General features: G+C 46.1%; 12 protein-coding genes. 5 read left to right on the plus strand and 7 right to left on the minus strand.

Going from position 1 to position 13376, the window contains the following annotated elements; all coding sequences use genetic code 11:
- Together ACF8CV_RS20935 and ACF8CV_RS20940 are read left to right on the plus strand one after the other, a co-directional pair.
- Positions 1-495: a DUF3299 domain-containing protein gene (locus ACF8CV_RS20935; RefSeq protein WP_005479671.1), complete on the plus strand. Its 495-nt coding sequence runs from the start codon at positions 1-3 to the stop codon at positions 493-495.
- 317 nt (positions 496-812) lie between these two features.
- The gene (locus ACF8CV_RS20940) at positions 813-1718 is read left to right on the plus strand and encodes a TIGR03899 family protein (protein ID WP_005454670.1); all 906 of its coding nucleotides are present in this window, start codon (positions 813-815) and stop codon (positions 1716-1718) included.
- Positions 1719-1808: 90 nt separating this feature from the next.
- Here ACF8CV_RS20940 and cysC read toward each other — a convergent pair whose 3' ends face one another.
- From cysC to cobA, 5 genes are all read right to left on the minus strand, one after another.
- Entirely contained in the window at positions 1809-2426 is a 618-nt protein-coding gene (cysC, locus tag ACF8CV_RS20945) for an adenylyl-sulfate kinase (RefSeq protein WP_005454655.1), read from the minus strand.
- A gap of 24 nt (positions 2427-2450) precedes the next feature.
- Positions 2451-4175, minus strand: coding sequence for an SLC13 family permease (locus ACF8CV_RS20950; protein ID WP_005454668.1), 1725 nt, complete (start codon positions 4173-4175; stop codon positions 2451-2453).
- Between the two features lie 231 nt (positions 4176-4406).
- Positions 4407-5837 (minus strand): sulfate adenylyltransferase subunit CysN, encoded by a 1431-nt coding sequence (gene cysN, locus ACF8CV_RS20955; protein ID WP_005454657.1) that lies wholly within the window; start codon positions 5835-5837, stop codon positions 4407-4409.
- Between the two features lie 18 nt (positions 5838-5855).
- Complete coding sequence (gene cysD, locus ACF8CV_RS20960; protein WP_005454659.1) at positions 5856-6764, minus strand: sulfate adenylyltransferase subunit CysD; 909 nt, start codon at positions 6762-6764, stop codon at positions 5856-5858.
- Positions 6765-6823: 59 nt separating this feature from the next.
- Positions 6824-7699: a uroporphyrinogen-III C-methyltransferase gene (gene cobA, locus ACF8CV_RS20965; RefSeq protein WP_171055974.1), complete on the minus strand. Its 876-nt coding sequence runs from the start codon at positions 7697-7699 to the stop codon at positions 6824-6826.
- A 266-nt stretch (positions 7700-7965) separates the two neighbouring features.
- On the opposite strand from cobA, the gene cpdB reads away from it, so the two are divergent.
- Both cpdB and ACF8CV_RS20975 read left to right on the plus strand, forming a co-directional pair.
- A complete protein-coding gene (gene cpdB / locus ACF8CV_RS20970) occupies positions 7966-9927 on the plus strand; it encodes a 2',3'-cyclic-nucleotide 2'-phosphodiesterase (protein WP_171055973.1) in 1962 nt (653 codons plus the stop codon).
- A 108-nt stretch (positions 9928-10035) separates the two neighbouring features.
- Complete coding sequence (locus ACF8CV_RS20975; protein WP_021453515.1) at positions 10036-10608, plus strand: Crp/Fnr family transcriptional regulator; 573 nt, start codon at positions 10036-10038, stop codon at positions 10606-10608.
- Positions 10609-10666: 58 nt separating this feature from the next.
- Here ACF8CV_RS20975 and dbpA read toward each other — a convergent pair whose 3' ends face one another.
- Entirely contained in the window at positions 10667-12046 is a 1380-nt protein-coding gene (dbpA, locus tag ACF8CV_RS20980; protein ID WP_005454697.1) for an ATP-dependent RNA helicase DbpA, read from the minus strand.
- A gap of 146 nt (positions 12047-12192) precedes the next feature.
- On the opposite strand from dbpA, the gene ACF8CV_RS20985 reads away from it, so the two are divergent.
- Positions 12193-12654 (plus strand): GNAT family N-acetyltransferase, encoded by a 462-nt coding sequence (locus ACF8CV_RS20985; RefSeq protein ID WP_025534124.1) that lies wholly within the window; start codon positions 12193-12195, stop codon positions 12652-12654.
- Between the two features lie 66 nt (positions 12655-12720).
- Here ACF8CV_RS20985 and ACF8CV_RS20990 read toward each other — a convergent pair whose 3' ends face one another.
- Positions 12721-13320 (minus strand): LysM-like peptidoglycan-binding domain-containing protein, encoded by a 600-nt coding sequence (locus ACF8CV_RS20990; RefSeq protein ID WP_020904298.1) that lies wholly within the window; start codon positions 13318-13320, stop codon positions 12721-12723.
- Between the last annotated feature and the right edge of the window lie 56 nt (positions 13321-13376).

Consider the following 13376-nt stretch of genomic DNA (forward strand, 5'->3'; position numbering starts at 1 on the left):
ATGTGGAAAAAAGTTTTAGCCAGTTGCTTACTCGCGATTGCATTTACGACGCCGGTCATGGCGAGTGATGAGCCATTAACGCTCGACTGGATCGATCTGGTTCCTGAAGCGGAACGTAAGCTGTTCGACAGCGTGGGGATGCCCGCATCTGATCACAGTGGTGGCGCGGCGCAGCAATCAAAAATCGGTAACGTCAGACCAGAACTCAATGGCAGTCAGGTCAAAATCCCTGGCTTCGTGATTCCTCTTGAGGGAGATGCCAACACGGTGACGGAATTTTTGTTGGTGCCGTATTTTGGGGCGTGTATCCACGTACCACCACCACCACCAAACCAAATCATTTACGTGAAATTTCCGAAAGGCGCACCAGTACAGGAACTTTGGGATGTCATTTACGTGGTGGGAACGTTAAAAACCGAAACCATTAACCATGAACTGGCAGAAACAGCGTATGTGATTGAAGGTTCAAAAATCGAAGCCTACGACGATATGTAGTCGTCGATTTCGAGGTACACCAAAGGCGTCGCATCGGCGCCTTTGTCATCTTTAAATGTTAAACAATGTAGCGCGATAAGTACGCTAACACGCCCACATAAAGAATCAAAAGAAACGCTATCGACAGGTGCTTTTTCAGTTTACTTGCTTCCGAGAACTTCATCGCCCCTCCAAAATAACGATAACAATTTTAACAACTCATTATCATTTTGGATAGACCTATTCCTTCAAAATCTGAGACGCTCTCTCTGGTCGCCTCGCGGATTAAGGTGTAAATTGAGGCAAGCGTCAAACGCAAGCTCTTGGTAGGAAAATACATGGCAGAACCAACGAAACAACCTGTAGTGATTGAACACCAGCCTAATACGCAGAAAAACGGTCACCACGACAAGAAAACGGGTTACATCAAAGACAGTGCGAGCAGAATTAAAAACATCGCTCAATCTCATGGCCTCGACGCTCTGTTGCAAACTGACCCTCCTGCCAAATCCGCATTAGAAAGAGCACAACTGCGAGACCAACGCCGCCAAGAGCAAAGACAAAAAAACCTTGAGCAAATCCTAAAACTCGCGCACAGCGCTTGCCGCGATGAAACCGCAGGTGAACCCGATCAAGATTGGTTGTATCGATTTTTTGATATGGCCCAAGACATCCACAACAGTTCAATGCAGAAGTTGTGGGCGCAAGTAATGAAGCGTGAAGTGACCAACCCAGGTTCCACGTCGATGAAAGCGCTGAAAGTCCTTAAGGATATGTCCCCAAAAGAAGCGCAAACACTACAAAGAGCAGCCTCTTTGGCGTGCAGTTTTGGCGGCGATAACAGTAAAAAGTTATTGATAGGCTATAAGGCACATGGCGGAATATTCAACTTTGGAAAACGAGATACCACCAGCAATCTGAATATGGGCAGCTTTCAATTGCCGTACTCAAGTCTATTAGTATTGATTGAATTGGGGTTACTGCATAGCACAGAACTGGAATCAGGAGAGATCGGCATTGAAACGCCATTGATACTGGCATATCAAGGCAAGAATTTGTCTCTGCAAGTGAATACGAAGGGCATCCGTCTGCTGTACTACCGTTTCACGCCGACGGGTAACGAACTGTGCAAACTGCTTGGCAACAAGCCAAATTCTCAGTACTACGATCAAATGCTCGCCTTGTTAAATCAAAAGTTTAGCGTAAGTACCGAAGCAAGCAGCAGCGTGAACTATACCGTTTAGTTTCGCTCTAGGAGCTTTAGGTCACCTATGATCTAAAAGCTCCTCAAGCATTACACGAGGCTTTTTTCCACCCATGATCCAAAAGCTGAGTTAGCTGATCACACGACGCTGTTTAAGCTCATTCAAACACAACTCAACCAACTCTTCGACGCTCTTCTCGCCTGCTGGCAAATCAATTTCTGGATTGATTGGCGCTTGATATTCTGAATCAATACCCGTGAAATTTGGGATCTCACCTGCTCGCGCTTTTTTGTATAAACCTTTTGGATCTCGGCCTTCGCACACTTCGAGAGATGCATTCACAAACACTTCAATGAACTCACCTTCGGGCAGTAAATCGCGAACGAGTTGACGCTCAGCACGGTGAGGAGAAATGAACGCGGACAACACAATCAAACCCGCATCTGCCATCAGTTTCGCCAACTCGCCAATACGACGAATATTTTCACGACGATCTTGTTCAGAAAAACCTAGATCACTACACAGGCCATGACGAACATTGTCACCGTCCAACAAATAAGTGTGGTAGCCCAACTCAGCTAAACGATTCTCCAGCGCGCCCGCGACGGTTGACTTACCTGCGCCAGATAAACCAGTAAACCAAAGCACTGCTGGTTTCTGTTTTTTCAGCTCAGCACGAAACTGTTTATCAACCGTGTGCTGATGCCAGACAATGTTTTCATCTTTTACCGGTGTTTCAGCGGTCATAACGAATCCTTGTATTTATCGGAATTAAAACGGAAAGAAGACCGGTATCAATGTCAGTACCAATACGGAATACACAATCGAAATCGGCACACCAATTCGCACATAGTCGGTCAATTTGTAATTACCTACACTGTAAACCAACAAGTTGGTTTGATACCCGTAGGGAGAAATAAAGCTCGCGCTTGCGCCAAATAATACCGCCATAATAAATGGCATCGGATCCACCCCGTACCCGACAGCCATACTATAGCCAATCGGAAATGCTAACGCGGCAGCGGCATTGTTGGTCACCAATTCAGTCAGCACCAAGGTCATGATGTATGTGGCCACCAGCGCACCAAATACGCCCCAGCCGTTAAAGGCTTCGATAAACATTTCGCCCATCCTGACGGACAAGCCCGATGAAATCATCAGCTGCGCAATAGAGAGCGCAGAGCCCACAATCACCACAATATCAATGGGAAAACGGCGGCGAAGCTCAGAGATTTGCACTATGCCAAACGCAATGAGTGCAATGATGTATACCGCGAGCCCTTTAATGATCGGCACAAGTTCAAGTAGTGCACAGGCGATAACCGCAGCAAAACCAATCAACACAATCGTCGATTTATTGGAGTCCAAACGTGCGCTGGAATCTAAGTCGTGCACTAACACAAATTCTTTACGGTGCGCTCGACGCTCAGATTCGAAACGCTTGCCCGGCACCAGCACTAAAGTATCGCCCGGAGCTAAGGTAATACTGCCCAACCCACCTTCCAAGCGCTCATGCCCACGACGAATGGCGACAACAACCGCATCAAAACGATCACGGAAGCGGCTTTCTTTCAAGGTCTTATGGCAGAAGGTTGCAGATGAGCTGACCACCACTTCAATAAAGTTTTGGCCATTCAAATGCTGTTGCCCAAATAGCGTCAGCCCCGGAATTTCTTGCAAGGTCGCCACACTTTCGACATCACCACAAAACAGCAGGCGATCTTTCGCTTTCAGCACGAAGTCGGGGCCTACTGACGATACCGTCACGCCATCACGAACCACCTCTGCAAGAAACAACTTACGCAGCGCACGCAGATTGTTTTCACTGATGGTACGGCCAACCAAAGGGGAACCTGGTTCAACACGAGATTCAAGGAAATACGGTAAGTCTTCTTGGTTTTGGTCATCGTAACTTGGCAGCAAATAGCTCAGCGGAATAAGAATTAAAAGACCACCAGCTAAGACAGCCAAGCCAATCATCGTCGGAGTAAAAAAGCTTAGACTCGGTAGCCCTGCATCTTCCACAAAGCTATTAATAATAAGGTTGGTCGAAGTACCAATAAGCGTTAATGTGCCGCCAAATATCGCCGCGTAAGAAAGTGGAATCAGTAGCTTAGAAGGCGCGTGCTGTTGATTGCGTTTAATCGCACCAATCAAAGACACAACAACGGCCGTATTGTTGGTAAAGGAAGACAGTAAGGCGGTCGATAACCCAAGCTTGGCGATCACACTGCCTAAATGACCTTCTGAAATACTACGGCTCACCCAACTGATCAGTAACGTTTTTTCTAATGCACAAGAAGCGAGAATCAGCAGGACCAAAGTTAACAATGATGAGTTGGTAAAGTTCGCAGCAATGGTCGTGGAATCCATCATTCCCGCCATGAAAGCAATAAAGGCTGCACCAGCAAAAACGTAGCTCGGCTTAATCTTAGTCACAAGCAAACAAGTGATAATGCCAAGCAAAATCGCTAATACAAATCCTTGTTCCCACATAGCCTTTCCTTACCAAACAGCTCGAAACGAGCGAAACAAACCGCAACACAACGACAGTGTGTAGAGCGATAAAACAAGTAACCAGAGCAAAGCAAAGCGAAAAAGAGTGCCAGAATGCTCAGTTTTCTTGGGCTTCACTGAACATTCCGGTGTTAGAGGCAGCCTAACCGCATTTCGCACTCGGTTAGGCTGTGAACCTAGACACTAATAACGTCCCTAGGTTTACTGCCATTACTTCTTGAGTAACTGGCTTAGGTCTTTAGCTTCCCAATGCGGGAAGTGTTTGCGAACAAGGGCGTTCAACTCAAGTTCAAAGGCAGATACATCAGCTAAACCGCGTTCAAGCTCGGTTAAGCTTTCTTTCACCATACCAGCACCAACGGTCACATTAGTTAGGCGATCGATGATGATGAAACCACCGGTATCTGCGCAGTCTTGGTAATTGTCCAAAGCTACTGATTCATTGAGCGACCACTCACACAAACCAATGCCATTTAGAGGCAGTTCCGCAGCACCATGTGTCGACAAGTTATTGATGTCGTACTGGTGACGAATCGACTCTACGTGACCAACGGTCTTCTTACCTGCAATCTTGATGTCGTAATCACGACCAGGTTGCAACGGCTGCTCAGTCATCCACACCACATCGGCAAGCAAATGGTTGGTGGTTTGTACTTGCGCATTCTCAAGCACGATCAAATCACCACGGCTGATGTCAATTTCATCATTCAGAGTCAGCGTAACGGCTAGACCAGCTTGCGCTTCTTCAATGTCGCCATCGAAGGTCACAATGCGAGCGACAGTCGACGTTTTACCTGACGGCAATGCTTTGATGGCATCACCGACTTTCACAGAGCCAGACGACACCGTGCCCGCAAAGCCACGGAAATCAAGGTTAGGACGATTCACGTACTGAACAGGGAAACGGAATTCACCCGCACCTTTTTCGTAGTCCACATCCACCGTTTCTAGCAACTCAAGCAACGATGGACCTTCAAACCAGTTCAGGTTCTGTCCTTTATCCACTACGTTGTCGCCTTCCAGCGCTGAAATCGGGATAATTTGAATATCAATATCGCCAGTTAGATTTTCAGAAAACTTCAGGTATTCATCACGAATTTCTTCGAAGCGCGCTTGTGAGTAATCCACCAAATCCATCTTGTTGATTGCGACAACAAAATGTTTCAAGCCCAAGAGGTTTGAAATGAAAGAGTGACGACGCGTCTGATCCAAAATGCCTTTACGGGCATCCACTAAGATCACCGCTAAATCACACGTCGATGCGCCTGTCGCCATGTTGCGCGTGTACTGCTCATGTCCAGGGGTATCAGCAATGATGAACTTACGCTTTTGCGTCGAGAAGTAACGGTAAGCAACATCGATTGTGATGCCTTGTTCACGCTCAGCCTGCAGACCATCGACAAGCAACGCCAAATCTGGCTTTTCACCCGTCGTACCAACGCGTTGGCTATCTGAGTGAACCGCGGCTAGTTGGTCTTCATAAATTTGTTTTGAATCATGGAGTAAGCGACCAATCAGGGTGCTTTTCCCATCATCCACAGAACCACAAGTCAGAAATCTAAGCAGAGACTTGTACTGATGTTGTTTTAAATAGCCTTCGATACCAAGCTCGGCTAATTGAGCTTCAACTGCACTGTTCATTCTCTTTCCTTAGATCTTTTAGAAGTAACCTTGACGTTTCTTGAGTTCCATCGATCCTGACTGATCGTGGTCGATCGCTCGGCCTTGACGCTCACTTGAGGTCGCCACCAACATCTCTTCAATGATGCCCGTCAGCGTATTCGCTTCAGATTCAATCGCACCTGTCAGTGGATAACAGCCCAACGTACGGAAACGCACGCTTTTCTCTTCAATTACTTCACCCGGTTGAAGCTCCATACGGTCATCATCCACCATGATCAGCATGCCATCGCGTTCGACAACCGGACGCTTATCAGCAAGATAAAGCGGGACAATTTCGATGTTCTCTAGATAGATGTATTGCCAGATATCAAGCTCGGTCCAGTTAGAAAGTGGGAACACTCGAATGCTCTCGCCTTTATTCACTTGACCGTTGTAGGTTTTCCAAAGTTCTGGACGTTGGTTTTTCGGATCCCAGGTATGGTTCTTGTCACGGAACGAATACACTCGCTCTTTTGCGCGTGATTTTTCTTCATCACGACGAGCGCCACCAAAAGCAGCATCGAAGCCATATTTGTTTAGCGCTTGCTTAAGACCTTGCGTTTTCATGATGTCCGTATGCTTTGACGAGCCATGAACAAACGGGCTACATCCCATTGCGATGCCTTCTGGGTTCTTATGAACCAAAAGCTCAAAACCGTATTTTTCCGCAGTACGATCACGGAATTCGATCATTTCGCGAAATTTCCAATCGGTATCCACATGCAGCAGCGGAAATGGGATCTTACCTGGGTAAAACGCCTTACGCGCCAAATGCAGCATCACTGATGAATCTTTACCAATCGAATACATCATGACTGGGTTATCAAACTCAGCAGCAACTTCGCGGATGATATGAATACTCTCCGCTTCGAGTTGTTTAAGGTGAGTTAAACGTTGTTGGTCCATGTTTTGTATTTCCTTTTTAAGCTTGAAGGCGCGTTACGTCTCTAATCTTTGGACTGAAATTATATGGAGTTGGCAATAGCACTTTTGTTGAAATCAGTACTAGACAAAAACCAATCTAACTTTTGAGACAATCGCACTACCTCTCCTACGACAATCAAAGATGGCGCCTGAGCTTCCTTCGATAAATCAGATAGTTGGGAAAGCTCTCCCGTAAAAACTTTTTGCTGAATTTGCGTACCGCGCTCGATAATAGCAATCGGAGTTGAAGCCGCTCTTCCGTGCTGAATGAGCTGATTCTGAATATAGTGTGATTTCATGAGTCCCATGTAGATCACTAAAGTCTGATTACCACGAGCCAGTGTTGACCAATCCATCTCATCACTTTCTTCTTTCAAGTGACCAGTAACAAAAATGGCCGATTGAGCATAATCACGGTGCGTCAACGGAATGCCAGCATATGCTGTTGCTCCTGCTGCGGCAGTAATACCAGGCACCACTTGAAAACGAATGCCAGCATCAGCCAACACTTCTAGCTCTTCTCCACCGCGACCAAATACGAAAGGATCACCGCCTTTTACTCGTACTACTCGGTAGCCTTGCTTAGCAAAATCAACCAAAAGTTGATTTGTCTTTTCTTGCGGTACACTGTGGTGCCCTGCACGCTTGCCAACACAAACTAAAATCGTATCGCTTGGGATCAGCGCCATGATCTCTTCAGACACCAAATAGTCGTACAAGACCACATCCGCCTGTTGCAAACAGTTCAGTGCTTTAATGGTGAGAAGTTCAGGGTCGCCAGGGCCAGCACCAACCAATGCCACTTCGCCTGGTTTGAGTGACTGGTTTGCAAAACGAGTGACACCAGCCACTTGGTTGTCAGAAACCAACCTCGGCTTTTGTACAGGTAAAGGAGTGACTGAATCGTTCGTTGCCATGTGCTTGCTCATCGTCCATTGATATTGTGATGCAAGCATTATGGCGGGGTGTTTTTATTACCTGAAATTCTAAAATTTCATTTTTTATTCAAAAATCTGCTAAGAAGTTTTTGTTTGGTCTCATTCAAAATCGTGAAAAAGTCGGCGTTTAATATGAAAAGGGTTCAGTAAAATGTCGTTGATTCACAGTTTTTTGCACCTTAATCATTAAGTTGCATTAAAATTCGTTACACTCGACTTCCTATCCCATTAAATTGGAGCACCTCATGAAAATGGCAGTTAATCCTATTTCCGTCGCAGTTTTGAGTGGCATGTTGACGCTTGCAGGGCCAGCAATGGCAGACACGATCAAGCTTCGCATTATTGAAACCACTGACATCCACACCAACGTGATGGATTACGATTACTACAAAGACCAACCATCACAACAAATTGGTTTGAGCCGCGCAGCCACATTAGTTAAGCAGGCAAAATCCGAAGTGGAAAACAGCGTGTTGGTCGACAACGGCGACTTAATTCAAGGTAGCCCGATGGGTGACTACATGGCAGCAAAAGGCATACAGGCTGGAGAAGTTCATCCTGTGTACAAAGCCATGAACCAATTGCACTATGATGTGGGGAATATTGGTAACCATGAATTCAACTATGGTTTGGATTTCCTACAAAAGACGCTGGCCGGCGCGAACTTCCCCTACATCAACGCCAATGTGTTTGATAAGAAAACTGGCGAGCATTACTTCCAACCCTACCTGATCAAAACACACAGTTTTAAAGATACCGATGGCGAAGTTCATCAAGTAAAAGTGGGTTACATCGGGTTTGTTCCACCGCAAATCATGGTTTGGGATAAGAAAAATCTTGAAGGCAACGTGGTTGCCAAAGACATCAAAGAAACTGCAGAGAAGCTGATTCCGCAGATGAAGAAGGAAGGTGCGGACATTATTGTCGCGATTCCGCATTCAGGGGTTTCAACCGATCCATATAAACTAGGTGCGGAGAACTCGGTGTACTATTTAACGCAAGTAAAAGGCATTGATGCCATTGCGTTTGGTCACTCTCACGCGGTCTTCCCAGGCAAAGGATTTGAGAATCTACAAGGCGTAGACAACAACAAAGGCACCATCAACGGTGTCACTGCCGTCATGCCTGGCCGTTGGGGTAGCCACGTGGGAGTCATGGATCTGGTCATCGAGCAAAAAGACGGCCAATGGCAAGTAGTGGAAGGACAATCTGAAGCTCGACCAATTTTCGACAAAGCGACTAAGAAATCGCTTGCAGAAGCAGACCAAGGCATCATTAAAGCACTCGAAGACGATCACAAAGGCACTCGCGAATTCGTTAACCAACCAATTGGTAAAGCGAATGACGTGATGTACAGCTTCTTGGCTTTGGTGCAAGACGACCCAACAATCCAAATCGTTAACCTTGCACAAAAAGACTACGTTGAACGTTTCATTCAAGGCGATCCAGACCTAGCTGACATTCCAGTTTTGAGCGCGGCAGCGCCTTTTAAAGTGGGCGGACGTAAAGATGATCCGAACGGCTTCACTGAAGTTGAATCTGGCCAACTGACTTTCCGCAACGCCGCCGACTTGTACCTATACCCAAATACGCTCGTCGCAATGAAGGTGAAAGGCAAAGAAGTACATGAATGGCTAGAGTGCAGCGCAGGCCAATTCAAGCACATTGATGTCAATACGACACAGCCACAATCGTTAATTGATTGGGATAACTTCCGTACGTACAACTTTGACGTGATTGATGGTGTGGAATACCAAATCGACATCACTCAGCGACCGAAGTACGACGCGAATTGTAAAGTCATTAATCCGGACTCCCAGCGTATCGTGAATCTAACTTTCAATGGCAAACCCGTTGATCCGAAACAAGATTTCATCATTGCGACTAACAATTACCGCGCGTACAGCAATACCTTCCCTGGCACTGGTCCGAACTTCATTGCATTTGACTCTCCAGACGAAAACCGTTCTGTGGTTGCTGCGTACATTTCTCGCGTCAGTGAGGAAAAAGGCGAAGTCACGCCAAGCGCTGACAATAACTGGTCGTTCGCACCAATTAAGTCAGACAAAAAACTGGATATTCGCTTTGAAACCTCACCGAGCGAAAAAGCTTCGAAGTTTATCCAAGACAAAGGCCAATACCCGATGAAACGCGTCGCAACTGACGAAGTGGGCTTTGCGATTTATCAGATCGATTTAAACAAATAAGCGACTCCATGTTCAAACTAGCGGCTCCTCTGTGAGCCGCTTTTTGTTACTGCGCAAAGCAGTTAAGATAGTTCAAATGCGCTAACCCTTTCACTGCAGATAACCTTCATGCAAAACGACGTATTTTTCGATCTCACTCAACATGGCTTTTCAGAAGACGAAGCCTCACAACTCATGGTCTATGGACAAGAGTTAGAATTACCCACTAGACACATTCTTAGCCATCAAGGTGAATTTAGTTCACACATCTACTTCATTCTGGAAGGGTTATGTCACGCAAGCTATCTCACAGAGAAAGGCAAAGAATTCAGCAAAGAGTTTTATTGGGAAAAGGACTGGGTGATCGGCTTTGAAAGCGTGATAAAAGATCAACCTTCACCGTACTTATTGGAAACGCTGACCGCATGTCATTTATTCTGTTTGCCTATCGAGGCATTGCATCAATGGCGCGCCGAAAAGCACTCAATTTACCTAAAATTGCTCGAAACGCAGTTGATGAACAAAGAGAATAAAGAACGTTTTATGCTGTTGTATTCGCCTGAGGAACGTTATCAGTTATTTTGCCACCACTACCCAGATTTAGAACAACGTATTACCGATAGCCAAATTGCGGCTTACCTCGGCATTACAGCTATCAGCTTGAGCCGTATTAAAGCGCGTTTAGCAAAAGACAGCGAATAAGAGACGCACCAAACAAAAAAGGCTCTTCCAACGAAGAGCCTTTGTTCAATCTAATGACTTATTTAAGAAGACGCGCTCGGAACTGACGCCCTTTCATCTTACCCGTACTGATAATTTGCAGTGCTTTCTTCGCGGCAGACTTTTCCACAGCAACGTAAGAACGTACAGGGAACAAATGAATCTTGCCCACTTGCGCACCTGGGATGCCATTTTTGCCAGTCAAACAACCAAGAATATCGCCAGGACGAACTTTTTGCTTCTTGCCGCCATCAATGTTGATGGTCACCATCTTCGCTTGGTATGGCTGCTGATTTGATTTCGCTGGCAAGGTCGCGGGTACCACATCCATCTCTAAGTACTCTTCGATACGAGCAACACGTAGACCGTCTTTTTCACCAAAGAAGCTGAACGCCAAACCTTTACTGCCTGCTCGGCCAGTACGGCCAATACGGTGCACGTGCACTTCTGGGTCACGAGACAGCTCAAAGTTGAACACAGCATCAAGATTGTCCACATCCAAACCTCGTGCCGCCACGTCCGTTGCTACAAGAATAGAAACGCTCTTGTTCGCAAATTGCACCAGTGCTTGATCACGTTCACGCTGTTCAAGATCACCGTGAATATCGATCACGCTAAAGCCACGATGGTGTAATTCATCCGCAACATTTTGAACCTCTTTCTTCGTATTACAGAACACCACCGCCGACTCTGGTTGGTAAGTCAAAAGAAGATTCGCTAGCGCCTCATCACGCGCTTCAGTTCCTTCTACTTTGTAGAAGTATTGAGCAATGCTGGAAGTATCGTGAGTCGATTCAACCTTGATCATCTCTGGCGATTTCATAATACGCTGAGCGATTTTCTCGATCTTCTCTGGGAATGTGGCGCTAAACAGCAATGTCTGACGCTGTTTAGGCGCCGCATTAATAATCGCATCCAAAGCGTCTTGGAAGCCCATTTCTAGCATACGATCGGCTTCATCCAGCACCAGTGTATTCAGCTCTTCCAAGTTAATACGGCCTTTCTCAAGGTGATCCAGAATACGCCCCGGAGTACCAACAAGGATATGTGCACCATGCTCTAACGAACCAATTTGCGGTCCCATCGGCATACCGCCGCACAACGTAAGTACTTTAATGTTATGAATACCACGCCCTAGCGTTCGAATTTCTTTAGCAACTTGATCCGCCAGTTCGCGAGTCGGACACAGCACCAAAGCCTGCACGCGAAATCGTTTTACGTTTAGATTTGATAGCACGCCAAGACCAAACGCCGCTGTTTTACCCGAGCCCGTTTTACCCTGACCAATTACGTCACGCTGATTCAAAATCGCCGGTAAGCTTAACGCTTGAATTGGCGTCATATGGGTGTAGTTCAATGAATCCAGCGTTTCTAGTAGCGCTGGGTTCAGGCCTACTTGGTCAAAAGTTTGTTTGCTCACAGGGAAATATCCTCAGGTGGGATGAAAAAGAGGGCACATTATCGCCAGATTTTCTGGGAAGACCAGTGAAAATTAACCATTGTTAATGAGTATTGAAACAAAAGCGAGTACATTCAGGCACTCTACTATCATTATGGACGACGGACATGACCACTTGGATCACTTTGCCTTTTGCTCAACTAACTACTTTACAACTGTATGAGATGCTGCGCTTACGCGTCGATGTGTTCGTCGTCGAGCAAACTTGCCCGTACCCAGAGCTAGATGGTAGGGATGTTATTGACGGCGTTCATCACCTACTCGGCTACCACAATGATGAATTAGTTGCCTGCGCTCGGCTTCTGCCAGCTGGAACCACTTACGATAACGTCAGTATTGGCCGAGTCGTGACCAAACAAACAGCCCGAGGTGGTGGCTTAGGCCATCAGCTAATCACACGAGCCATCCAAGCATGTTCTACGTTATGGCCCGAAAAAACCATAGACATTGGTGCACAAGAACATCTTATCGATTTTTATGCTCACCATGGATTTGAAGTTATTTCTGACAGTTACTTAGAAGATGGAATTCCACACGTAGACATGCGTAGGAAGCAATCGACTCAATAAACCTCTACAAAACTGCAATAAAAAAGACGCGAGATAATCGCGTCTTTTTTAAATCTACAATGGAAACTATTTGTTTCGGCCGAAGCTGCCATCCGATAGGCGAAAAAACATAACCGAATGATCGCTCTTTTCCAGTTGCAACATATCTAACTGGCCGTTTTCTGAGAGTTTAAAACGGATGAGTTGCCCCTGCTTGATATGGCTCAGTGGCTTGTCGCTTCCTTCTATTTTTACTAAGGCGCTAAGGTCAGCCATAGAAAGCTGATTGTTGCGAAAAACTTGAGCTAACGTATCACCATTCTTCACATGGTACTCTTTCCAGTCTTCTGACTTAGGCCCCGAGTTTTGCGACGTACGTTGCTGACTCAGGCTTTGCGCATTTAACTGGATCGCAACACGCTGGCTATCCACTTCACCCTGCTGTTCGACTAACGCTTCCGTTTTTTTCGGTAACGGTACAATCAGAAGTAGAAGTAATAATGGCATTAACACCATCAAAGCTCGTTGATGGAATTTAGGTAAGCGCTGCCAAAATGCCTTGATTGGTTCTACACGTTCCAACCACTTACTTTTGTTGAACGGCTGCTTCCAGTTGATAGCAGCGAACTTTTGTTTGACCAACTCGACGTAGTCGACTTGCTGCTTTTTCTTTCTGCGACGATTCATGTTGATGTGTCCCTTAATACTTCTACTACCAGTATAAAAATACCAGCGCGGAGAGT

It is taken from the genome of Vibrio sp. zbq_1 (assembly GCF_043102935.1).
GTDB lineage: Bacteria > Pseudomonadota > Gammaproteobacteria > Enterobacterales > Vibrionaceae > Vibrio > Vibrio parahaemolyticus.